Origin of the sequence: uncultured Campylobacter sp., assembly GCF_937921625.1 — a bacterium.
GTDB lineage: Bacteria > Campylobacterota > Campylobacteria > Campylobacterales > Campylobacteraceae > Campylobacter_B.
This window is the reverse complement of sequence record NZ_CAKZTI010000013.1, coordinates 1-25,028: the sequence shown is the minus strand read 5'-3', so window position 1 is coordinate 25,028 and position 25,028 is coordinate 1. Positions and strand designations below refer to the sequence as shown.

The 25,028-nt window shown below is 46.8% G+C and carries 16 protein-coding genes and 1 pseudogene; 4 read left to right on the top strand and 13 right to left on the bottom strand.

The genetic code is table 11. From position 1 onward, the window contains the following. Positions 1-44: 44 nt before the first annotated feature. The 13 genes from Q0101_RS01765 to Q0101_RS01705 all read right to left on the bottom strand — a co-directional run bounded on the left by Q0101_RS01765 (position 45) and on the right by Q0101_RS01705 (position 20,262). Positions 45-2,963 (bottom strand): RecB-like helicase, encoded by a 2,919-nt coding sequence (locus Q0101_RS01765; protein ID WP_297941711.1) that lies wholly within the window; start codon positions 2,961-2,963, stop codon positions 45-47. Further along, a complete protein-coding gene (locus tag Q0101_RS01760) occupies positions 2,950-5,862 on the bottom strand; it encodes a PD-(D/E)XK nuclease family protein (RefSeq protein ID WP_297941709.1) in 2,913 nt (970 codons plus the stop codon). The genes Q0101_RS01765 and Q0101_RS01760 overlap by 14 nt, the downstream gene beginning before the upstream one ends. A 275-nt stretch (positions 5,863-6,137) precedes the next feature. Next, positions 6,138-6,821 (bottom strand): response regulator transcription factor, encoded by a 684-nt coding sequence (locus Q0101_RS01755; protein WP_297880467.1) that lies wholly within the window; start codon positions 6,819-6,821, stop codon positions 6,138-6,140. A gap of 845 nt (positions 6,822-7,666) precedes the next feature. Further along, the gene (carA, locus tag Q0101_RS01750; RefSeq protein ID WP_297941707.1) at positions 7,667-8,785 is read right to left on the bottom strand and encodes a glutamine-hydrolyzing carbamoyl-phosphate synthase small subunit; all 1,119 of its coding nucleotides are present in this window, start codon (positions 8,783-8,785) and stop codon (positions 7,667-7,669) included. Beyond that, entirely contained in the window at positions 8,785-9,336 is a 552-nt protein-coding gene (locus Q0101_RS01745) for a DUF507 family protein (RefSeq protein WP_297941704.1), read from the bottom strand. Before Q0101_RS01745 ends, carA begins: the two co-directional genes overlap by 1 nt. Positions 9,337-9,427: 91 nt before the next feature. Continuing rightward, entirely contained in the window at positions 9,428-10,678 is a 1,251-nt protein-coding gene (locus tag Q0101_RS01740; protein WP_297941702.1) for an adenylosuccinate synthase, read from the bottom strand. After that, positions 10,675-11,538 (bottom strand): ATP phosphoribosyltransferase regulatory subunit, encoded by an 864-nt coding sequence (locus Q0101_RS01735; protein ID WP_297941700.1) that lies wholly within the window; start codon positions 11,536-11,538, stop codon positions 10,675-10,677. Before Q0101_RS01735 ends, Q0101_RS01740 begins: the two co-directional genes overlap by 4 nt. Beyond that, the gene (locus Q0101_RS01730; protein WP_297941698.1) at positions 11,535-15,602 is read right to left on the bottom strand and encodes a diguanylate cyclase; all 4,068 of its coding nucleotides are present in this window, start codon (positions 15,600-15,602) and stop codon (positions 11,535-11,537) included. The genes Q0101_RS01735 and Q0101_RS01730 overlap by 4 nt, the downstream gene beginning before the upstream one ends. 51 nt (positions 15,603-15,653) lie before the next feature. Beyond that, positions 15,654-16,343 carry a molybdate ABC transporter permease subunit gene (gene modB / locus Q0101_RS01725; protein ID WP_297941696.1) on the bottom strand — a complete coding sequence of 230 codons (690 nt, stop codon included), beginning with the start codon at positions 16,341-16,343 and terminating at the stop codon, positions 15,654-15,656. A gap of 1,034 nt (positions 16,344-17,377) precedes the next feature. Then, positions 17,378-18,226 (bottom strand): ATP-binding cassette domain-containing protein, encoded by an 849-nt coding sequence (locus Q0101_RS01720; RefSeq protein ID WP_297941694.1) that lies wholly within the window; start codon positions 18,224-18,226, stop codon positions 17,378-17,380. Next, complete coding sequence (locus Q0101_RS01715; RefSeq protein ID WP_297941692.1) at positions 18,213-18,605, bottom strand: hypothetical protein; 393 nt, start codon at positions 18,603-18,605, stop codon at positions 18,213-18,215. Before Q0101_RS01715 ends, Q0101_RS01720 begins: the two co-directional genes overlap by 14 nt. Next, complete coding sequence (modA, locus tag Q0101_RS01710) at positions 18,605-19,372, bottom strand: molybdate ABC transporter substrate-binding protein (RefSeq protein WP_297941690.1); 768 nt, start codon at positions 19,370-19,372, stop codon at positions 18,605-18,607. Before modA ends, Q0101_RS01715 begins: the two co-directional genes overlap by 1 nt. Before the next feature lie 101 nt (positions 19,373-19,473). Continuing rightward, positions 19,474-20,262 (bottom strand): TOBE domain-containing protein, encoded by a 789-nt coding sequence (locus Q0101_RS01705; RefSeq protein WP_297941688.1) that lies wholly within the window; start codon positions 20,260-20,262, stop codon positions 19,474-19,476. Positions 20,263-20,445: 183 nt separating this feature from the next. On the opposite strand from Q0101_RS01705, the gene Q0101_RS01700 reads away from it, so the two are divergent. The 4 genes and pseudogenes from Q0101_RS01700 to Q0101_RS01685 form a co-directional block, all read left to right on the top strand. After that, positions 20,446-21,168, top strand: a complete 723-nt coding sequence (locus tag Q0101_RS01700; protein ID WP_297905516.1) for a VacJ family lipoprotein — start codon at positions 20,446-20,448, stop codon at positions 21,166-21,168. Positions 21,169-21,170: 2 nt separating this feature from the next. After that, complete coding sequence (locus Q0101_RS01695) at positions 21,171-21,755, top strand: ABC transporter substrate-binding protein (RefSeq protein ID WP_297905513.1); 585 nt, start codon at positions 21,171-21,173, stop codon at positions 21,753-21,755. Positions 21,756-21,780: 25 nt separating this feature from the next. Further along, the gene (locus Q0101_RS01690) at positions 21,781-24,528 is read left to right on the top strand and encodes an MMPL family transporter (RefSeq protein ID WP_297941685.1); all 2,748 of its coding nucleotides are present in this window, start codon (positions 21,781-21,783) and stop codon (positions 24,526-24,528) included. 274 nt (positions 24,529-24,802) lie between these two features. Continuing rightward, positions 24,803-25,028: pseudogene (locus Q0101_RS01685) on the top strand (hypothetical protein); the annotation flags it as partial.

The window sequence follows — 25,028 nt, the reverse complement described above, 5'->3', positions numbered from 1 at the left end:
TCTTTAATCTATCTGCGCTCAAATTTTATCTAAGCTTTAAAATTTTATCCCTCCTCATTCACTTCGATAAGCTTAGCGCCCGCAGCTTCGAGAGCCAGCACGAAGGCGCGCACCCGCACATTCGGATAAAACTCGCGGATTACGCTTTTATATCGCGCCACTTGAGCTTTGTTTTGCGCGAGGTATTTTTCTGAGCTTTTGTAATCAAAAAGCAAAATTTCATCCTGCCTAAAGCATGCCAGATCCACGCGCAAAAGATCACCCTCCGCGCTTTTGATCGGCATCTCTTTATAAGCCCAAGCGCCCTTTATCAGAGCTAAAAATTCCTCGTTTTTGCTTAGTCCTAGCGCTCGCGTCGCGATATTTTCAAAATCCGCATCATTTAAAAATTTAGTGTAGCGACCTCTTGCCAGGCTTACTCCTCGCAAAATTTCATCTGGCCCAAATCCTTCGCTCATCTCCAGAGTATAGTGCAGCGCCTCTCCGAAATATATCGCGCTTAGCGCCTCCGTTTCGCCGCCGCCTGCTTTTTCTTGCGCGCCTTGAGGCTCGCCCGCTACTAGCGCGATCTTTTTTTGCGACGACTGCTCTTCTGATTTTACGAAGCTTGGTATTACATAGCCGTATTGAAAATCCGGGATATCCAGCCACTCCACGACGCCCGCGCCCTTGGTCTTTTTGGCGTAAGGCGAAAAAAAGCTATAATTGTATTGATCTATTTTTGCCTCGGAGCGTTTTACGATGATGAGCGAGCGTTCGGCGCGGGTAAATGCCACATAGAGCTTATTTATATCCTCTTCATGCGCAGAGCGATCGTTTTCATCCATTAATGCTGCAAATTCCGTATCCAGGCTCTTTCTGCTCGCAAATTTATAAAAAATTCTCCACTTATGCGTGGCAAAATCATAGTCCGTCGCGAGCTTTGAGCTCTCGCCCCGGTCTTTTCCTCCGATGCGGTCGCAAACGATTACGTGCGGGAACTGAAGCCCCTTGGACTTATGCACAGTCATAATTTTAATGCCGCTTTGTTCCTTGGCAAATACCTCCGTTTCGTCGTTTGCAAACAGATACTCGCTAAAACTATTAAATTTTGCCAGCGTCTCAAAAAACAGCAGCAGATCCGGATCGACAAAATTTAATTTCAGCGCACTAGCGATAAATTCTGCCGTTTTTTGCGCATTTTTATGCAGATCGACCGCTATCTTTTTAAGCCGCCTACCCAAAATCACTTCGGCGTTTCGCAGATAAATTTCATCGCCACCTACGCAAAATTTCGCATATTGAATTACGGCATTTACCTGCTCGCTGCAACGCAGGGCCTTATTTGAGCCGCTGCAAACCTCGCAGAATTCTGATAGCATCTCTTTTAGCGCGCTTACGTGCTCATTTTTCCAGCATAAAATCGCAATATCATCAGCTCTTACGCCGCACTCCTCAACAAGCCTGCGCGCTTGCTCCACAGCCCCCTTTAGCACGTCGTCGTATGAAAACGCTGCTACATAGCCGTAATCATCGCTTTGCACCTCAAATAGCGGCATTTGTGGATGAGAAAGAGGATAATCCTTGATTTTTTGCAGCACCGAAGCAGGCAGATCGCTATCTAGCTTATTTGCTGCGATTTGATCTTCATAAGACGCAAATTTATCGCGCAAGATCTCATTTACAAATTTTACGATAAGTTTTAAACTGCGATAATTGCGCGGCAGGCTCTGCGTTTTGATTTGACTAAACTGCTCGCGCAAAATATCAAAAATTTTTCTCTCTGCGCCGCGAAATTTATAGATGCTCTGTTTTTTATCGCCTACGTAAAAAAAGCTACCGCAGCGCTCTTCCGCCCCTTTGCCAGCAAGCGCCTCGGAGATTAGCGGCAGCATGATTTCATATTGGCAAATGTCGGTATCTTGGAATTCGTCTATTAAAATATGCGTGATTTTAGAATCGAGCCTGAAATATAAAAGCTCGCGATTGCCCTGCAACGCCTCTGCGCTTGGATTTAGCAGCGAGTGCACAGCTGCGGTAACATCGCCGAATGTAAGCTTGCCGCTTTTGCGCTGCACCGATTTAAGCACCTCGGCATAAATTTTAATTAGTCCTGCCAGCTTAGCCGCATATGTTGCATCCATCCACGCTATTTCTCGAGTTATGGCGTCTTTTAGCCTTGCTAGCTCGCCGTCAAGATACGAAATTTTTTTAAGCTGCGAGCGCGGATAATCGAAACTACCGTTGGCAAGAGCCGAAAGAATGAAGCCCGAAGATAATTTTGACAGATCACTAACAGGGCTTAGCCCATTTACGGCTCCAGCGCTTACTCCCGCATCTCTCGCCGCTTTTTGCAAGTAGGATAAAATTTCATTTATCTCTGCTAGCGCGGAGTTTTGGGGAAGCGTAGGCGGATTTATGCTTATATCGCCTCTCCAAATGCTTTGTAAGCTATTTAAAAACTCGTTCTTTGTCATTCCTGAGTCGCTTACATAATCCACGACCTCTCTTAATAGCGTTTCGTTTTTACAAATCGCGCCTAAAAACGCCGCCTGCTGCACACCCAAAATCCCTTCATCGTTTTCAAAGCTTGGATCGATGCCGCTATTTAGCGCAAAGGAGCGCAGAGCCTTTGCAAAAAACGCATCAAAGGTAAAGACGTTTAGGCTCTCGCTTAAAAATTTAGGCAGTAGGCGCTGCTGCGCCGCCAAAACCTCATCCACGCTCATATTTAGATCCTCGCAAATTTGCGCCAGCTCGGGGCTTGGCACAAGAGCGCCGTCGCGCACGATAAGCAAATTTTGAAATTTCTCCACGATGCGCGTTTTCATCTCAGCAGCCGCTTTTTTAGTAAAGGTAAGCGCTAAAATTTCATTGATCGGCTCGCCTTTTAGCACCAGCTCGATGAACCTGACTGCGAGATTGAAGGTCTTGCCGCTGCCCGCGCTTGCTTCAAGCGCCAGATAATTTTCAAATTTTGCCATCAATCTGCCCCTTGCAAATGATCTTATAAGCGCAGTATTCGCAGCTTTGCACCGCTTCCGTACGTGTAAAAGCGACCTCGCTTGCAAATTCCTTGCCGATAGAGCTTAGCGTCTCGCGTAGGTTTTCTAAGCTAGGCGTTTTGTCGCCAGGAGCCGCAAACGCGCAATCTTTTAGCGACAGATAGGCGCATTCGCACTCCTGGGCTAAAAGCGCGCGATAAAACGTAAGCTGGAATTTTTCCATATGTTTTTTAGCTGAACCACGTTTGTAATCGATGATAAACTTCCGCCCTGCCTTATCTTCGTCGATGCGGTCGATCCGCCCGCTCAGCCGCACTCCGTCAAGCTCGCCTTTTAGCGATACTTCACTACTACTAAAGCTCCAAATTTGCTCATGCTCTTCTAAAAGCTTAGCTAGCTTTTCTACCGATTTTAGCTCAAGCTCCGCATCAAAGCGCGCAATCCCTGCTTCTCGCGCAAGCTGCGAATAAATAGAGCGAAATTTTTCCATGCTAAATTTCATCCCCGCTCGCTCGTATAAACGCTGAAAACTCGTATGTAAAATTTTACCTAAAAGCGCATTATCCTCGCCAAATTTTAGCCCCTCTTTTAGCCCGAAAACGTAGCGGTAATAATACTTCCTCTTGCATTCTAAAAACGTATCCAGCCGCGAAAACGATAGCTCCTCGGCAAAAAAATCATGGCGAGCCATGGGATCTTCTTGTCCGCATAAGGCGGGCTTAAATTCCTCTCTCCCAAAAAGCCGCAAATAATCTTCCTGCGAAAATTCCGCGTCTTGTTGCACTTCAAAGCTTTTCAAAAACCGCGAAGGCAACTTCTCGACGCTTTGCAGATAGCAAATCGCGCTTTTTTTAGCGCCTCTTAGCAAGCCGTCGTAGTAAAATCTTTGTAAATTTTCGCGGTCTGCATGGCTGATGAGCCCTGCTCTAGCGCGCAAAGCAGAGTTTAAAAACATCTCTCCGCTACTGCGCTTAGGCACCAGATCATCGTTAAAATCGGGGATTATCACACCGTCAAATTGCAGTCCGCGGCTCTCTAAAAGCCCCATTACCGTGACCTTTCCGCCACGAACATCATCAAGCTTAATGCGCGAAATTTCTAACAAAAAAAGATCGATCAGATTGCCCAAGCTTAGGTTTTCGTCCTTAAATTTTCGAAGCAAAATTTTAATTAGATATAGCGGCTCTTTTAGCTTTTCTTGCAGCAGCGCGTCGCTAATTTTAGGTAAACAGGCGAGCTTGGCAATTAGCGCCTCAAAATGCTCGAAGCTTACTTGCTTTGCAAAATCGCGTACAAACTCGCCAAAAAGCGCCTCATCCACGCCCACACTCGCAAAAAACAGATCAAGCTCCTGCGGGTTTGGGCGCTGCGGATACTCATCTGCGCCCTCGTGCATTTTAGAACACCTAAAGCGATCACGCTGCTCAGGGCTTTTTGAATACCTATCTTCTTCCTCAAGCTCTATATGCTCCAGTTGCATAGAGTATCGTAGGCTCCCTTGCTGCTTCCTTGAAGGCTCCTGCCGTTTTGCACGAGCCGAATAATCGCGCTGCTGCACATGCTCCAAGGGCTCTTGCAACTCTGCAAACTCTACTGAAAAGCTTTGCTCTTCCGCGCTATTCGCGCGTTCCGCCGAAATTTCGTGCAGAATTTCAAAATTTTCCGTATTTTCAAATGCCTCCGCAGATATAAAATTTAAATCCGTTTTAGAATTTGAAAAAATTTCGCAATCAAACGCGGAATTTTGCTGTGCGAAATTTTGCGAAATAGAATTCTCCGAAGCGAAATTCCCTAGCGCTAAATTTTGCTGTACCGCGGAATCCTCCACATTCAAAAATCCTCCATCCGGACTTTTGAATGCGTGGTAATCTACGCCAAATTTCGGCATGCGCGCTTCTTTTAAGCACTGCGAAATTTTCTCTAGCGTTACGTAAAATAGGCTATCTTTAAGCTTCTCGCCCATCGCGAAATTTAGCATGCGGTGCGAGCCGCGAGCCCTTGCGATGCGCTCGTCGTAAAGCCGCAGCGTGCCGGCAAAGCTCTCGTCGGGCAAAATCACCGCGATGCTCTCCGGCGCGATGCCCGCGCGCACGAAGGATGAAATTTTTTCAAAAACGTAGCTCGCCTGCAAGCTTCGCAGCTCAAAGCCTCTACACACAACCGCTCCGCCCACGCTTAGCGGCTTGCGGCTTAAAATTTCACCCGTACCAAGATTTACGCGGTAGGTAAAACCTGGCTCTAGGCTTATGCCGCAAAGCTCCTCCACCGCGCGCACGGGCTTGGAATTTAAAGTCGTGGCTCTAAAGCTCAGTACGACCTCGCTAAGCTCTGCAGCGCGCTTAAAAACCTCGAACTCAAATGCGCTAGGATTGCCGTCGATGCTGATTTCTATCCACTCAAATCCGCGCAGATAGGATTCGTTTAGTTCATAAAGCGCGGGCAGCGTGATCTCGTCGTAAAATCCATGCTCACGCAAAATCCTTGCATACGCCCCCGCTAGCTCTCGCAGAATTTCAAAATGCTCGGCATACCACGCATAGGTGTCGCTAAGATCGAGCGCATCGATACTTACGCGCTCCGTCGCAAGCTCCTTGAAAAAGCCGAAAAGATACTCGCGGTTGCACATAAACTCGTAAAGCTCGCTAGGGAATTTAAGCCTCTCGCCTGCGCGCTTGCTCTCGTTTACCGCTTGTTTCATAAAAAGCGCGCGGTCTATCTCGCCGCAAGCGACAAGATCCGGTACAAAAAGCGCCTTTTCGTAGAATTCCGCCAACGTAATCCTTGGCGCCAGCACGCCGCCGCTCTCGCTTTGCAACGCCGCGCGTAGCGCACGCGAGCTGGTGTAGACAAAGAGATTTTTAGAGGGCAAATTTTTCAAAACAAATCCTTTAGAGCGATTCGCAGAACGCGGAATTTTGCGATATTTTAGCAAGAAATTTTTAGTTTGGGCTTTTAAGCAAAGAAGTTTTTGAAAAGCTTGAGAGGTTAAATTTTATCAAGTCAAATTTAGTAAGTTGGATGAGCGTAAAATTTTAATCTGTGGCGCTTTGAGCGCAAAATTCTACCTCGCTCCGCATTAATCGCGACATATTTCGACGCAAAATTTTACGAGTGGATTCCGTAAATTACAAAGCGGCAAAAACGCGATCAAATTTAAGCGGGCTCAAGCTCGATCTTGTATCCCAGGCTCGGGACGTTTTTTATGATTTCACCTCCCACTTTATCGCGGATACGCTTGACGAAGGTGCGAAGCGCCGTATCACTCACGGCTCCTTCAGTCCAAACATAACGCTTGATCTCCTCGTAAAGCACCAGCTCGCCCACGCGACTGGCTAGCAGCGAAACAAAAGAAAGCTCCTTTTTAGTAAGCACGATCTGCTCGCCATCCTTCAGTAAAATACGACGAAGCCCATCAAATACGTAGCCCGCACCCATATTTACGACTCGTACAGAGTCCAGCTTAGACTTCATCAGCGCACTTATCTCTAGCACGAATGCGGCGATATCTACCGGTTTAAAGTAATACCGCTCGACGCCAATCTCCATAACGCCTTTTAGCTGCTCCTCCCTACTGAAGCCGCTAAGCACCACGATAGGGGCATGCGGAAAGATCTGCTTGATCTGGCGTATCATCGCTAGCCCATCCTCGATCGGCATTAAAATGTCGGTAATGACGAGATTAGGGCTAAATTTTTTGAATTTTTTTACACCTTCAAGCCCGTTTTGGGCATTGTAAACGTTGTTAAAAATACCCTCAAACGCCTTATGCAGCGAGGCTAGTAATTTAGTATCATCCTCGACTAGCAAGACGTCCAGCTCTTTTAAAGCGCAGCTCATAGCAGACCCCTCAAGGCGAAATTTCAAACGAAATTCTTTCAAATTTTCTCTTTTATTGAGCTTAAAATAATGTTAAGTTAAAAATTTAATTCCATAAAGTAACACAACTCTTATTTTAGGTGCAAATATGGGCGGGATTAAAAAAGAAGCGTGAGTAAAAACTGCAGCATAGAGATGGGTAAAATTTAAAGTGACGCGAGCTAAATCTTATTGGTGCGAAAAAGATTTAAGAGCGGCTGAAAGTAAAATTTTAAAGCTGGCGCAGGTAAAATTTCACTACGCGGCGGAGTGGAATTTTATTTTAGGCAAATATTTTAGAGGGAAATGAAACAGCGCCGATAAGGTTTTAGCAGGTAAACGGCGTTAGATAAAATTTTACAGGCGGCAAGGCGTTTATTTGCATAACTTGACGGCAACAAGACGACTTCTAAATTTAAACGGCTTAAGACTGCGCGAAATGTACCGCAGGATCTATTTTGAAAGAGCTAAGCGCACCAAGCCCAATTTTTAAATTTAAAACGCATGAAATTTAGCTGCGAGCTTAGAAGTTATACGGACACGAAATCACACGAATGAAAAGCATGTGGCGCGCAACCGGTTTTAAATTTAAAATCGCGACTAGCGCAAATCTGTTTCATCCAAAAAGCTGCTTAATCCAAAATCACCGCGGCAATCCTTAGTTCGCAAAAGCGTGCTTTACTCACTACTCCGACTTGCGATTATCCAGGCTGCGACAGGCTTTAAATTTACGACGCAAAGACCGCATTAAAATTTAAAGCTTGCCGTAAATTTAAAATTTTACCGCGCAATCACGGTAAAATTTCATGCAGACAAAATTTCAAAAATCATAAAATTTCAAGAAATTCTTTGAAGATATATTTGCTTTCTGTAGGCCCCGCGCTGGCTTCGGGGTGGTGCTGCACCGAAAATACGGGATAGTCTCTGTATCTCACCCCCTCGATCGTGCCGTCGAAAAGATTGCGGTGCGTGATCTCGCAGATCTGCGCGATCGTTTCGGGGACGTTGTAGTTGTGGTTTTGCGCGGTGATCTCGATCGATTTGGTGCGCAGATTTTGCACGGGGTGGTTTGCGCCGTGCTGGCCGAATTTCAGCTTGTAGGTCTCATATCCCATCGCGTTGCTTAGCAGCTGATGACCCAGGCAAATTCCAAAAATCGGCACGCGCGCTTCGACCATCTTTTTGATCTGCGCGATCTCCTCTTTGAGCATGCGCGGCTCGCCCGGGCCGTTTGATAAAAACACGCCGTCGATCTGCCCCTCTTTAAATTTGGCGATCAAGCTCTCTGCTTTAACGTCGTGCGGGAAAACCTCGACGCCCAGCCCCAGATCGCAAAGCTCGTTGAGAATGTTTCGCTTGACGCCGTAATCGATCACGGCTATCTTTTTGCCGCAGCTTGCGGGCTGAGCGTAGCTTCCGCGCTCGGCATTCCAGCGCCCGGAGGTGTGCTTATACGGCGTCTTCGTGCTTACAATGCTTACGTAGTTGATCTCCTCTATGCGCGCAGACTCGCTGAGCGCCTTTTTAAGAGCCGCCTTATCGCTGATCTGCGTCGAGACGAAGGCGCGCAGACTGCCCTGATCGCGCAGCATCTTGGTTAAAAATCTAGTGTCGATGTCGTAAACGCCAAATTTCCCGTTTTGAAGAAAATAATCCTCCAAGCTCATCTGCGAGCGGAAATTTGAAGGCTCGTTATTAAAATTTCTTACGAAAATTCCGCTGGCGTGGATTTTGGAGCTTTCCTTGTCGTTTTCGTTGATGCCTACGATGCCGATTTCGGGCATAGTGAAAATAATAAACTGCCCCGCGTAGCTTGGATCTGAGATGATCTCCTCGTAGCCGGTGGCGGAGGTGTTAAACACGAGCTCGCCGAATGCGCTGCCACCTTTGCCGAACGCCTTAGCTTGCAGGTAGATGCCGTTTTCTATGTAGATATATGCGTTCATTACAGCATGCCCCGTTTTCTTAGCTCCTCTTCGTAGAGCTTTTCAAACACAAGCTCGTATTCTTCGGTACCTGGGATCAATTTTTGCTTGTAGCCATCGATCTTTTCATAGACCTCGTCCTCGATCTTTTGGTAGCTTTTCAAATACTCCTCGATCGCGTTATAAATTATCGTCTTTAGCCTGTTTTCCGAGACTTTATAATCGATCAAATTTTTCTTCCAAACGGTTTCTAAAATTTTATGCGATATGGTGCCGTAGCGATCCTCAAAATTTAGCTCGAAATTCTCGTCGTTTGCGATGTGGCGTTTAATGAGCCAAAACATATCTTTTTTATTCACGCTCATCTCATCTAGCTCGCTTATGCGCTCATCTATCAGCTCGTTTGCGCGCTCGTCTATCGCTCTTTCTTTTTGCAGATCGGCCCTTATGATCTCGTCCGCTTCCTTGGCGACGGGCTCTATGCCCGCACTAAGCGTAACGCAGCCCGAGTTTAGCAGATCCAGCGCTATTTTATGCGCGATATATGGCACGTGTGGTAGTCGTATTCGCATGATCGTTCCTTTAAATTCAGTTCTATGAGCGGTCTCGCCGCCCGCGTTTGCAAACGGCGGAATTTTAAAATTCTTAAAATTCCGCCCGATTTTATAAAATTATCGTGTCGCTTCTTTCCGGACTGGTAGAGATAAAGCCCACCTTCGCGCCGCTTAGCTCCTCTATTTTGCGGATATAATTTTGCGCGTTTTGCGGCAGATCCTCAAATTTTGAAATTCCCTTGACGCTGTCCCAGCCCGGCATCTGCTCATAAACCGGCTCGGCAGCTTCCAAATCGATCGGAAAATAATCGATCTCCTCACCCTTGTAGCGATACGCGCGGCAAATTTTAATGCTCTCAAAGCCGTCTAAGACGTCAAGCTTCATAAGCGCGAGCTTGTCGATGCCGCTAAGGCGCACGGCGTATTTCGTAGCCACTCCGTCGAACCAGCCGCAGCGGCGCGCCCTGCCCGTCGTGGTGCCGTACTCCTTGCCGATCTCGCGCATCGCCTCGCCCTGCGGACCTTTATCCTCGGTAGGAAACGCGCCGTTGCCCACGCGGGTGGTGTAGGCTTTTAAAATTCCCATCACCGTGCCGATATCTTTCGGCGCAAGCCCGAGCCCGCTGCAAGCCCCGCCCGCGATGGTAGTCGAGCTCGTGACGTAAGGATAGGTGCCGTGATCGATATCAAGCAGGCTTCCTTGCGCACCCTCTACAAGCACGCGCTTGTCGTAATCAAGCGCCTTCCACAACATGTGCGTGGTATCGGCGATATATGGCTCGAGCGCGCTTTTATAGCGCTTTAGCTCCTCGTAAATTTCAATCTTGCTAGGAATTTTAACCCCCGCTTTTTCAAAAACGCTCTCATGCGAAGCGAAATCCCGCGATAGCGCCTCGGCGAGTCTTTCGGGCTCCAAAAGCTCCGCTACGCGGTGCCCCGTGCGCGCGATTTTATCGGCATACGCAGGTCCTATGCCTTTGCCGGTAGTGCCGATCGCAAGCTCGCCCTTGCTCTTTTCGCGTGCCTGATCGATCAGCGAGTGGTACTGTAAATTTAAAAACGCCTTCTCGCTTATGAAAAATCTGCCCTTTAAATTTTCAAACTGCGCCATCTCGGTAATCAGCACGTCGGGGTTGATAACGACGCCGTTTCCGATGATGTTGATGATATTTTTATGAAGCACGCCGCTGGGTACCAGATGCAGCGCAAATTTCTCGCCGTTTATGACGATGGTGTGGCCCGCGTTGTGCCCGCCGCTGCTGCGACATACGAAATCGTAATTCGCGCTTATCATATCTACGATCTTGCCCTTGCCCTCATCGCCCCATTGGGCGCCGATGACTACGTCAACTTTACTCATTTTTCATCCTTTTGCATAATTTTTTCTATCAAAGCATCCACTAGCAGCGCAAAGCCGCTGGATTTTAGCCCGTCTATTTCGTAATTTCCGCCGTTACAATACACCGCGCCCGCGTCTAAAAATCTAAAAAATAGCGCGTCGTAATAGCGCATTTTAGAGTAATACAGCAGCGAAACGCGGATATACTCGTAATCTACGCCTAAATTTAAAATTTCATCCAAACACGGCTTTAGCTCTTCAGGCACCTGCGCACGCAGAGCCTGCACGTCCTTTAGCGACGTGGCGCGAGCCGTAGCATCCAGCCAAGGCAAATTTTGCTCAAGCAGCGTCTCAATCTTGCCCTTTTCAAAAATTTCAAGCGGCAGGTTTAAAATTTCGCAAATTTTTTTCGGAATTTCGATATTGCTCAGCTGAAGCGCGGGCATAAGATCAAATTCTTTAAAAAATTCCTGCGCGATTTTGATCGCAAGCGGCAGGTTTTTCTCCCCGATTAGCTCCGCGCCGATCTGATAAAATTCGTCGCTTGGGTATTTGAAGGTCGGCTGGACGTAAAATAGCCGCCTTAGCTTATCGTCTTTCAGCCGTTTGCGCACGATACGCACGACATCCACGGTGCTGTCTGCGCGAAGCGCAAGCTCGTGGTTCGTGGGATCGGAGAGCTTAAGAAGCTTTTGCGGCGCGACGCTTAGGTGCTGATGATATGAAAAATATGGCGTTAAAATTTCGCTAAAGCCGTTTTTAACGAGGATTTCGCTCGCTTTATTTTCCAGCTCGCGCTTGAGCTGTGCGCTCTTTCCGAAATAAAGCCTCGAGCCGTTTGGTATCTCGTGATCGAAATCGGCGCTAACGCTATCTATCATGCTGCCTCCAAATCGCTTATGAACTGATCCAGCCGCGTTTTAAAGCTCTGAATGAAGCTTGCCAAAACGCGGTAATCAAGCGAAAGAATATCTAAAATTTGCTTACGTATTTCTGTATTTAGCGCAAATTTTTCGCTGCCCGCGCTTTGAGTTTTGTTTAAAATTTCGCCGAATTTTGCCCTAAAGCCTTCAAATTCTCCGGGGCTCAGATCGCCCGCATCGGCGCGCGAAACGAAGCTTAAAGCAAGCTCTTTGTAATCAAGCGCGTTTAAAAAGCTGATAAACTCATCTTTGTCGATGGCTGTGAGCTTGGGCGTATCTTTAAAGCGCGCGATGAAAGCGTCTATCTCTTTGCGATCCAGCGCTTTTGCGATAAAATTTCCCTGCAGATAGTTAAATTTTAGATTATTTAAGAGCCGCAGCGACAGCGCATTTTCGACCCCTTGAGCGCCGAGAGCAAATCCGAACTCGCGCTTTAGCTTGCCTGTGATCTCTACCATCGTTCGGATAGCATTTTTTTTCTTGCCTATGTCAAGGCAGAGCTCGCGGTCGATTTTAACGATATCGAAAGGCTGGGCATTCAGGAATGGGATATTATTTTTATTTGCGCTATTAAGAGCAAATTTAACCCCAAGATCTGCATAACGCCCACGCGCAGGGGCGAATTCCTTAAAATTTCGCTCGCTAAAATCGGTTATCTCAAACATCAACTCGCCTTTTGCATTAGCCCTGTCTCGCAAGCTGTGAGCTACGAAATCGTAAAATTCGTCGTTTGCAAGCACGGCTAGACTTACGTTTATCGAGCAGTTTGCGCCCGTTTGAGCGTTAAATTCCATCATCTTTGAAAACGCAAATTTTGAGATCGGCAACTCAAATCGCGGCTCGCTTAATATCTGCGCAAAATCCTGCGGGGCAAGAATTCCGCGCTTTCCGCGATCCCAGCGTAAAAGCAGCTCATATCCGTAAATCTGCGCGCCGCTAATGATCGGCTGATAGAGCACGAAAAACTCCCCCTCTTCGATCGCCGCAGCAATCCCTTCCTCGCTAGATTCATCTGCTTCGGCGCGCTCAAAGATGCAGTAGCGGTTTTTGCCGCTCGTTTTAGCGCGATACATCGCTCTATCCGCGCGCGATAAAAGTCCTGGAAAATCGATCTTTTCGCTGCCGTCGTAAAACGCTGCGCCAACGCTGATGCTTGCGCTAATCTCATTGCCTTTAAGATTAAATTTCATCTTTGAAATTCCAAGCAGACGATCTAATAGCACATGCGCGGCATCCTTACTTTGCAGATCGCCAATGATAGCTCCAAACTCATCACCGCCTAGGCGCGCTAAGATATCGCCTTTACGCAATAGCCCGCTCATCGCTTTTGAGATCGCTTGCAAAAACATATCGCCGACCTCGTGCCCGTAGGTGTCGTTGATCGCCTTAAAGCCGTCAAAATCGATGAAAAGTACCGCCATAAGCTTGGAATTTTCGCCCGAGTTTGCGGTAAATCTCTGCGCAGCCTTCATAAAATACACTCTATTTGGAAGCCCGGTAAGCGCGTCGTGATGGGCGATCTTAGCTAGCTCGCTCTCTTTTTGCTTTATCTGCGAAATTTCGGTAAACATCAAAATGAAATTTGAAGTAAGCGAAAAATCATCCTTTATCGCAATTGCCGTAAATAGCGCAGGAAAAGTGCCACCACCTCTTTTTAGTCCGTAAATTTCATCTTTGTAAGAGGTCTGTTTGCCGACGAGATTTTTTCTAATCCTCTCCATCACGTCTGCTCCGCCCTCCGTAGGAGCGAAGAAATTTGGAATTTTGCCGATGGTCTGGCTTTCGCTATAGCCGGTGATTTCATAAAAGGCGTTATTAGCGCGCAGCACTCGACCGCTCTCATCTGTGATTAAGATTGCCTCTAGCGAGCGCGAAAAGACGTTGGCGTTTAAATTTAGCTCCAGCTCCGTCTGCTTGCGCGAGCTAATATCTTCGAGCGTAGTTTTTACAAGGCGAGAGTGAGAGCCGTGCTTTTCAGTGACGTAGCCTTGCATACTGATCCAAGTATAGGCATTAGCGGCATTTCGCAGACGGAATTCGCAGCTAAAATCGCTCCTAAGCCCAGCGGTGCATTCGCGGATCATTTTATTGAAATTCTCTAAATCCGCGAAGTAAATTTCATAACTGAACTCCCCGAAGCTCATCGCAGTGTTTAGCCTTTTGCCGCGATATTTTAAAATTTTAAAGTAATTTTTATCAAACGACAGCGTCTGCGCGTCAAGATCGATTAAGCAGGTGCAAAAATTCCTAGTCTCGATTACGGTGCGGTAAAAGTCCAAATCCTCCTGCAAGCCGCGGATCGCCTTAACATCGTCATCAATATTTTGAAAATAAAACGCAGCCCTGGCGGCGGACTTTTTGACATAGATGCTCACTTCGTAGCTATAGCGGATATTGTCATTGTGGCGAATTTTATAGCTTTGAGAAAAGCTTAGCTCTTCTGCGGGCATATCGGCTAAGCGGTTTAAAATTTCATTTTTAGCCTCATTCGCATCCTTTTCATCCAGCAAATCCCATAGCCTTATCTCGCCGCTTAAAAACTGCGCCGCTTCATAACCCCAAAGCTCTTTTATATTTTTGCTAGCATCTACGATCTTGCCCGAAGTGTAGTCAAACACGAGCGTAACGATAGGCGCGTGATTTAAATACTCATATTTTTGCTTAGTTTCATCATAAAATCTGCGATATTTTGACGCATCCAGCACCACAAAAAGGGTTGAAATTTTACTTCCGTCGCGGATATAAGATTTTTTTACATAAAGGTCTTTGACGCCATTTTTGGTCTCTTGGCGGGTTACGACATAGTTTTCTTTGACATAGTTTGCGCGCTGGGTTTGATAGGCGTGATCGTAAAACGAGCCTGCTTGCAGCGCGAATATATTCCGTCCTACGACGTCATCGCCATAAAGCTCGCGCGCACCGTTGCTAGCACTTTCGATCGTGCCTGCGACGTTATCGATGCTAAGCACAGAAAGGGAGCTATATTTTAGCGCATCTTTAAAGCTGAGGCTAAAATCGCCGTGGCGCAGATTAGACTTCAAAACCTCGTCTATGGATTTAGAAATTTCTAAGACGGAGCTTAGCGGATTTAGCGCTTCTATATCGCGAATTTTGGAGTGATAATCTCCTTGGCGCAGCGCGTTTTGAACTGCCGCAAGCGGGATAAAAACGCGCTTTTTTAAAAACGTAAAATTTGAAATTAGAAGGATTAAATAAGCTAAAATAGCCGCCGCTAGCGCTACGACAATAAAATCGTCCGCGCCTAAAAAATAGCCGGCTCGTTCGCGAGCCATTACGAAATTATCTCCAAATTTCGCAAGATAGGCAAAGCTTAGCCCAGATTCGTCTTCAAAGCTTACCACTTCGCCTAGACGCGAAAAATCAAAATCCTGCCCCAATATATCGGTTACGCTGCCAGGAGCGTTAAAAAATTTACCTTCGGCGTTAAAGACCAAAATATCTCCCAGCGAAGAAAGCCTAGCAATCGGCCTAGCGGTGTTGGCAAAGCCTAGCAGATATGAATCAGCGTTTACACGCTTGATTAAAAAATATCGCCACGCCCCGTCCATCATCATATAGCGTGATACCCATTCATCCTTTTTTAGCTCGCTTGCGATATCCGCAAGCCGTATCTCGCCAAGATCCGAAATGCGCGCATCCGATGAAAAATGTGCCAAGCTCTCCTGATCCGCGCCGTGGGCGCGCAGATAAAAAATAGCGTCAAATCTATGAGAAGATTTTACGACGTTGCGGATCAAATCCGCGTAAAGCTCGCTTTGTGCAGCTTTGTGCCTTGTGTCCAAAGAAAGGATATTTTCTTTTAGAATTTCAAGCTCGCTAAAAAGCGACTCGTCGGTATTTTTAAGTAAAGTAATCGCCGTGCGCGTCCGCAAATCAAGCTGCGTAGCGATCCTAGTGCGCAAAAAGCTAATCTCGCAAACTACTACAAGCGTAAGCAGCGCAGCGCCTAGAATCAAGGCAGCGTTAAATCTTTCGGTAACGAAGTCTTTTTTGTTTTTCATGCCAAATTCCAAATTTTGCGGGATTTTAGCAAATTTCGTTTTAAAGCCGATTTAAGCTTGTATTTTCGCGCCCTTTGCGCCCAAAAAATGCATAATCAAAAGCACGGCGAAGCTAAAGAGTAGCATCAGCGCCGAATATGCGTGAGCCTGCGCAAAATCGAGCGTTTCGGTTGCTTCATAAATCGCAATGGAGGCAACCTTGGTCTGCTCGCTCACGCTGCCGCCGATCATCAGCACGACGCCAAACTCACCCATCGTGTGCGCGAAACAGATCACCAAGGCGCTAAGCAGGGAATGTCGAATCGCGGGCAATGCGACGCGAAAAAGCTTGGAAAAATAGCCCTTGTCTAGTGAATCGCACGCCCAAAAAAGCGAGCGAGGAAGCGAGCGAAAGCTCGAAACTAGCGGCGAAAACATAAACGGCAGCGAGTAGATACAGCTTGCGATCACGAGCCCGCTGAAATTAAATACGAGCCGAAGTCCGAAGTGTTTGTCAAAAAACTCCCCTAGCACCGAATACGGCGATAGAAAAACGAGCAGGTAAAAGCCTAGCACCGAGGGCGGAAGCACTAGTGGAAGCGAGATGATCGATTCAATCACGCTTTTGCCGCGAAAATTTTTTCTCGCCATAAAAAACGCAAGCGGCACGCAGATGATAAACAACGCAAATGTCGTTAAACTCGCAAGCTTTAATGAGACGAGAAACGGCGTGTAATCGAGCCCCTTTAGAATTTCAAACATTTATCCTCCGAGCCGAGCCGCTGGGCCCAAACTATAAAATCTTAAAAGCCTAGCCCTACTTTAAAATTTAGAGGCAAAGCTAGATAGAATTTGCGCAAACCGCATAGCCATAAGGCTTTGCAAAATGAAATTTTGAAAAATTCTGCGCAGAGCTAGCTGCGCAAGAGCTTTAACGAAATGAAATTTTAAAAATTTCGCGCAAGCTAAAGCGAGCGGAATTTTATAAAATTGCTTGGCTAATAAATTCATTCAAGCGTACAAATCCTGCTGAACCTTTAAGCTCTACCAAGCTGGCAAATTTTTAAGACCACAAATTTTGCTGAGCTAAATTCCAAAAAGCTTCACTAGGCTTTAAAACTTGAGCGGGCAGGATTCATCTGAGCGCAAATTTCACGCAAGATAGGCTAAACGGCGTTCTCCGAACAACTTAGCGGAATTACATTGAGACCGACAAAACGAAATTTTAAAATTTCGTATAAACCTACAAGAGCCGGGTTAATGAAATCTTGTCATAGCTTATTAAGCTAGTTTAGCACGCAAGCTTCGAGCCGTTAGAGCTTTTAAAATTTCAAAGTCACAAAATCCAGGTAAAATTCCAAATCTAAAAATTTTAAGTTTGCGCGAAGCTTCACATTAAATTTTTTACCAAAATCGCATGATAGAATTCGCGCAACTCCTGCCAAAAAAGTAAGCTAAAAGCCGCCAAATTTAAAAATAAACCCACCACGCCAATTAATAAATTCAAAGAAGGAATTTAACGGCGCCTGTCTGCGCAAAATCTAAAATTAAAGCTTAATTTCCGCACGCTATCTAGCCTCGCATTGCAATTTTGCTCTAACCTGCGTTTAAATTTTGTGTTTCATGAAAATCTAAGCGCGATGCGAATGAAATTTTAAAATCTTACCGTATTTTGCGGGCAAATCTAGCTAAAATTTCGCAAAATCCCTCGTCTAAATTCCATAAAAGCCTGTATTTAAATCTCTAATCTAGTTGAAGTTTCCTACTTAGGCGCACCTAAAAGCTTGTCTGTAAGTTTAAATTTTACGCAGAGTGATATTAAAGGCTTTGGCACCCGCTTTGACCTCATCGCCTACTTGCAAGCCATCGGCTTCTGCATTGCTTAGCACCACTTCGCACAGCTGGCTGCCGATCGCTACGACAGCCACTTTGACCCCGTCGCGTGCTTGCAAATCGACAATCTTGCCCGCGAAAGAAAACTTCTGCGAGCCGCTAGTTTTAAGGAAAATTTCCTCCGGCGTACTGGTGCGGACGATCCTGCCGTCCTTCATCTCATAAACCCGCTTGCAAAGCCTATAAATCTCACTCACATCGTGGCTTACCAAAATCACGGTCTGATGAAACTGCTCGTGGATTTTTAGCAGATACTCTTGGATTTTTTCACGCATCGTAAAATCAAGCGCCGAAAGCGGCTCGTCAAGTAGCAAAATTTCAGGCTCTTGCATCAGTGCGCGAGCAAGTGCCACGCGCTGCTTCTGTCCGCCGCTAAGACCCTCGACGCCGGATTTCGCAAACTCACTAAGCTCTAAAATTTCAAGCAGCATTGCGGCTTTTTGCGGATCGTTTCTGGCAAAAAGTAGATTGCCCGTCACGCTCATATTCTCAAAAAGTGCGTAGTCTTGAAATAAAAAGCCGATCCTGCGCTTGCCCGCACTTAAGAATTCATTGCCTTCTTGCAGCACACGATCGCCGTCTTTTATGCTACCACTATCTGCGCGCAAAAATCCCGCTAAAATGCGCAGCAGTGTAGTCTTACCGCTGCCGCTGCGCCCATATAGGCACACAAATGAGCCTTTGTTAATCTCTAAGCGAGCATCAATCGAGAAATCATCACTGATTTTTTTCTTACAATCAATCGTTATCATATTTTTCTATATATATCGCAGTGGCGCTAATGTATGCGAAAACCTCGTCGCCCTCGCGTAAAGCAAGCTCCTGCGCAGAATGCGCGCTAATGAGCACATCAAAGCTTATCTTGCCTTCAAACCTGAGCGTGCATAGAATTTCGCCCAAGCTTAAGCTCGTAATCTTGCCGTGAATTTCATTTTCGCTAGATACACCACTTAGAGCTTCGCGAGATAAAAGCACATCGGTGCTTTTAAAGCCCACGTAAACTTCACTGCCCACCTTAAGCTCGCTACTTAGCTGCAGAAATACACCACGTAGCTTGATGCCGCCCGCGATAAATCCTACAGAATGGATGCCGTCTTTTTGTAAAATTTCGTTGATTCTCGCTCTAATCATTAAAACTCGTATCCGTATTTAGCAAAGATCTCTTTGCCCTTATCGCTTAGGATAAAATCATAAAATGCCTTGGCTTCGGCGTTGTCTTTGGCGCGGTTTAGCACGACCATGCCCTGGGCTATCGGCTCGTAGAGCTTGGTATCGACTAAGACGAAATTTTCGCCCTCTTTGCAAGGCTTATCGTTGCAGCCGTCCTTCGCCATCTTAGGCGCATACATCGCGCTAGCCGCGATAAAGCCGACATCGGAAGCTTTAAGCGCTTGCGAAAGAGCCTCGCCGATCGATTTTGCCTCTACGATTTTGCCTTTGATCTCATCGTAAACTCCCGCTTTTTGGAAGGCCTGTACGCTTGCGGTGCCGTAAGGAGCGGTCTTTGGATTTGCTATCGTGATAGTTTTGACGCTAGGGTCTTTTAAAATTTCAAGCCCCTTGCTAAGATCTACGCCGCGCACGCTAAACATCGCCACTTTGCCTTTGGCGTAAGTTTTGGCAGGCGCCGTCGCAAAGCCCTCTTTATGTAGATCGTCTGCAAATTTCATATCCGCCGCCATAAAAATATCAAACGGCGCGCCGTTTTTGATCTGCGTGCTAAGCGCACCGCTAGCGCCCAAGCTCACGTTTAGCGTGGTTTGCGGATGCAGCTTGGCAAATTCCGCCTTGATCTCGTCAAACGCATACGTCGTGTTCGCAGCGGCTGCTACGCTAACCTCTCCGGCGCTAAGCGCGGCTGCGGTTAAAATTCCTAAAAGCACTGCTTTCAACTTCATTTTATGCCTTTCGTTTCGGCTCTCGTCGAGAATTGAATTGTATCTAAAATTTTAAATTTACGCCTTAAATTTTAAAATTTTGCGCACCCGATCTCATCCTATTACGCACCAATAATGATCTCGCTAGGCTCGATGATCGCCGTTACTTCATCTCCTACTCCTAGAGCCATCGCGGTGGCAGATTCTCGCGTGATGATCGCGGTGATGCTTTGATGCGAGCTTGTGCCTAGACAGATCTCTGCGTTTACCGCGCCGATTTTGACCTCGTTAATTGTGCCTTCGATTTGATTCGCCGTGCTAAATTTTAGCTTCTCCGAGGCTCCTTTAGCGATGATGACGCTTGGAGCCTTAAATAAAAACAGCACATCCTTGCCCACCTTTAGCCCTAAATTTTTTTCGCTCTCTACGGTTACCGTCGCGCATAAAATTTCGCCACCTGCGAGTTTAGCCGTGATTTGAGAATTTACAGCGCCTGTTTGAACATCCGTAATCTCAACACTTAGCTGATTACGCGCAGAAAGCTTCATACCGATCTTCTCTAAGCTTAAAAGGCTCTCTTCGGTGATCTCGTCAAGCTTTAAAATTTCACTCAAAAATGTCTCACCCGCGTGGCTGATAGCATCATAGGCGCGGATAAGCTTGTGAGCGTATGGGGTAAGCTCGGAGCCGCTATTTTTCTTTGTGCCTTGAGTGCGGACGATGAGCGGCTTTTTACTCGCATTGTTGATTAAATTTAGCGCATCCCAGCCGTTTTTATACGACACTCCTACGATCTCTGCGGCCTTTGTAATACTTTTAGTCTCATCTACGGCCTTAAGCAGCTTAATGTGCTTGGCTAAAAGCGATGCTTTGTTGCCGAGCATGAATTCCAGAGCAAATTTTGCGTCCATTTTCATCCTTTCTTATTTACTTTCACGTGATTTTATAATATATCCTCTGATATATTTCTTAAAGAGCTGCAGGCTTTATTTTGCGATATAAAGAGGGAAATTCTATATGAAATTTTACCTTTATTGACAAAATTTCTTTAAACTTGTAAAATCGCCATTTTGATTTATAAAGAAGGGTCACATTTGAAATTTATAAAAATTATATTCTTAGCTGCAGCATTGGCACTCTGCGGTTGCTCGCAAAAGCAAGACGCGGCGCCTAGCGGCGATACGGATGGTTTTGACGAGGAGTTTGCCAAGCGCGAGGTTTTCGATCCGCTTAGCGGCTATAACCGCGTTATGACGAGCTTTAACGACGTATTTTACTCATACATATTAACCCCCGTAGCCAGCGGCTACGATTACGTAATGCCCGATCCGATCCAAGGCGCGTTTTCAAATTTTTTCTATAATATTTTATATCCGATGAGGCTCGTAAACAACCTATTGCAGGGTAAATTTGAAAATTCTTGGGACGAGACGAAACGGTTTTTGATCAATTCGACCGTTGGCTTCGGCGGACTTAACGATATGGCGGGCAAATACTACGGGATTCCGCGCCACGACGAGGATTTCGGGCAGACGCTCGGATATTGGGGCGTGCCGGCAGGCCCTCACATCGTCTGGCCGATCTTAGGACAGAGCAATCTACGCGATACAGCGGGACTTGTCGGAGATTATTTTTCAAACCCGATAAATTATATTAAAGATGGCACCGTTCGAAACTCCGTCAACGGATTTAGAATATTTAACGACTACTCGCGCGATCCGAAATTTTATGAAAAAATGACCAAAGATGCGGTGGATCTATATCCGTTTTTGCGCGATGCTTACGAGCAAAATCGCGAGAAATTAATAAAGGAATGAAAATGAAAATTTTAAAAGTTCTAGCGCTTTGCGGAGCGCTTTTGATTTCGGCGCACGCTATTAGCGATGCGGATATCGAGCCGGTGATGAGCCAAAAGGTCGCCGAGGCCGTAGGCATTATGCGAAGCAGCACCCCGAAAGACGCAAAGCCAGCGAAAATTTTTGCACTTTTTGACGACTATTTTGATTATAAAATGATGGCAAAGCTATCCCTTGCCAAGCATTACGCGAGCCTTAGCCCCGCGCAGATCGCGGAATTTAATAAGGCCTTTGAAGCGCATCTAAAGCGCTCGTTTATCGAAAAGCTTTCGCTTTATACCGATCAGGATATGAAGGTGCTAAGCAAACAAAGCCCGAGCGATAAGCGCCGCGTGCTAAAAACGCAGGTCATCGGCGAGCAGAAAAACTACGACATCGATTTTAAATTTTATCCTAACGGCTCTGATTGGCGCATCTACGACGTCGATATCGTGGGCGTCAGCCTAATTCAAACCTATCGCTCGCAGCTAGGCGACGTAACGCAAAGCTTGGGCTTTGACGAGCTCATAAAGCGGCTAAATTCCACCGTCATCAATAGCGGCGAATAGCACAGCGCGCCTAAAAGAGCGGTATTTGAAAAAAATTTTTCGCCTAATCGTCGCGTTTCCGAAAATCACGCTTGCGCTGTTTACGGCGCTGGCGCTCTTTTTCGGATATTACTCCACAAAGCTAGAGATCGACGCTTCGAGCCAGACGCTTCTACTAGATAATGACAAAGACCTTCAAATTTGGCGCGAAGTATCCAAACGCTACGAAACGCCGAATTTCTTGGTGCTTGCATACACTCCCGCGGGCGATCTTTTAGCGCCCGAGACGATCCGCAAAATAGAGCAGATGGATGCGGCTTTTTCCAAGCTTGATTTCGTCGCTAGCGTCACGGACATCACGAATGTGCCACTTTTGCTAAACAAAGGTGGCGGTATGAGCGAGCTGCTTAAGCACATACCCACCCTTACCGACGCGGACGTAAATTTAACTGCGGCTAGGCGCGAGTTCGCCACAAGCCCCTTTTACGCATCAAATTTAGTAAGCGCCGATTTTCGCACTACCGCAATTTTAATAAATTTAAAGCCGCAGATCCGCTACGAGGAGCTTTTGCACCTAAGAGACGGAGCCAAAAGCGCTCTAGAGCAAGCAGAGCATGAGGGCAACCGCTCGGGGGCTCAAATTTCAGAGCTTAAAGACGCGCTTAAAGTTTCGGAGCAAAATTTTAAATCCTACCGCGACGAGCTGCGCGAAAAGGATCATCGCGACATTGTGGCTTTGCGCGCGCTGATCGCAGGCTTTGAGAAGGAATTTGCGGGCGACCGATTGTTTCTGGGCGGATTAAATATGATCGCCGACGACATGGTGGGCTACGTCCGCTCGGATCTGGCGACCTACGGACTCGGCGCCTTGGTGCTTCTGCTAGCTTGCTTTTGGCTATTTTTTAGACAGGCGAAATTTATCCTGCTGCCGCTTATCATCTGCGCGTATTCGGTCGTACTCGCAGCGGGATTATTCGGCTTTTTGAGCTTTGAGGTCACGGTGATTAGCTCAAATTTCATAGCGCTTCAGCTCATCATCACGGTTTCGGTCTGTATCCACCTAATCGTCGCCTACCGCGAGTTTAGCGCGCGCTTTCACGCCTTTTCGCAGCGTCAGCTCGTTTATGCAGTGCTGCGCGAGCGCGCAAGACCCTGCTTTTTCGCGATCTTTACGACCGTTATCGGCTTTATGTCGCTAATTTTTTGCGATATAAAGCCCGTAATTTCTCTGGGAATTATGATGAGCGTAGGCATCAGTATCTCGCTAGTTACGGCATTTGGAATATTCGGCGCGGTTATGTCGCTTCTAAGGCGCACGCACAATAATCGCAGCTTCGAGCAGCACTTTAAATTTACGCTTTGGTGCGCCGAAACGGCGCTGCGTAGCAGAGGCGTGGTCTACGGAGTGTGCGCTGCAGCGGTGATCTTTGGGCTGTACGGCATCTCACAGCTGCGCGTCGAAAACAGCTTCATCGGCTACTTTAAAAAAAGCACCGACATCCGCGCAGGTATGGAGGTCATAGACACAAATCTCGGAGGAACGATCCCGCTTGATATCGTAGTTAAATTTAAAAGCGCAGGTAGCGCAGATTTTGCTAGCGAGAGCGAAAATTCCGCAAGCGGAAGCGCAAATTCTAAGAACGGCGAAAATTCCAATCCCGCTGAGCGAAATTTTGCGGCAAATTCTACTCGGCAAAATTCTATCACGCAAAATTTAAATGATCAAAATTTTTCTGAGCAAGGCTCCGCTGCGGCAGCACAATCAGGCGAAGCCGTAAATTCAGATCAAACCCACACCGCAAATTTAGAGCAAAATTCCACCGCGAGTGACGATTTTGGCGATTTCGAAGCCGAATACGCCGCCAACGAAAACAAGCCGCAGTATTGGTTCACATCCGAAAAGATGCGCATCATCAGCAAAATAGATGATTTTTTGAAGGACAAAAACGTCACGGGGCACGAGTTTATCGGCAACGTAAGCTCGCTTGCGTCGCTTTTGAAGCTCGGCAAGCAGATTAATCAGGGGCGCGATCTGGACGATCTGAGCCTTGCTCTAATCTACTCTGAAATGCCGGCAAACTACCGTGAATTGGTGCTTTCGCCCTTTGTAAATATCGAAGCGAACGAGGCGCACTTTAGCGTCCGCACGATAGACAGCGATCCGAATCTTCGCAGGGCGCAATTCCTAGCCGATCTTAAGCGCGATCTGGACTCCCTGCTCGCTAAAGATAATGTCACGGTGCAGATTAGCGGCATAATGGTGCTTTATAACAATATGCTTCAAAGCCTGATGAGCTCGCAGATAGGCACTCTGGGTATCACCGTGTTCGTGCTTTTCGTGCTTTTCGTGATCATCTTTCGCTCCTTTTCATACGCGCTTATCGCGATCGTCGTAAATTTAATCCCGCTTTGCGCCTGCTTCGGCATTATGGGGGTTGCGGGCATTCCACTAGATATTATGAGCATCACGATAGCGGCGATTAGCATCGGTATCGGCGTGGACGACGTCATCCACTACATCTACCGCTATAAGCGGGAGTTTGCGCGCCTGGGCGACGAGGCCGCGGCAATCCGCGCGAGCCACGCAAGTATCGGATACGCGATGTATTATACGTCGTTTGCGATCATTTTAGGTTTTAGCGTGATGATGATGAGCAATTTCTGGCCTACGATCTACTTTGGGATGTTAATATGTCTGGTGATGAGCCTGCTTCTTTTGGGTGCGCTCATAATCCTACCGTCGCTAATAATGAGCCGAAAGGGCTTAAAATTTAGCCTCTTTAAAGCTAAATAAATTTTATCTCGCTATAATTCCCGCATTTGGAGAGGATGGCGACCTGGTGGCGTCTGCGGACTTCAAATCCGATAGGAGGGCGGTTGACCGTTTTCCGGGGGGTTCGATTCCCTCCCTCTCTCGCCGAATTCTTTTAAAATTCTATCTTTAAATTTTATCTTTCACGCTTTTAGCCACGTACTTCGCGAATTTATATCAAATTTCGGCTCTAAATTTATCCGTTTTTAAACAGAATGGATAGCATTGCTCGTTAACTTTTCTTCAAGGAGCGAGTATGAAATACGCATTAGGCGCTGCACTTGCGGCGTTGATTTTTGCAGGATGCGGCGATAACGATGTGGAGCTTGTTAAAAACTACACCCTGCCCGATTTTAAATCTATGAGTATCGGCGCGGCGATCGAGGGCTCGAAAATCTGCAAAAATATCACGTGGAGCAAAGAGGAAAACGGCGGATTAAAGACGGTTAAGATGGTCTGCGACGTGGATGTAGAGCATAGGC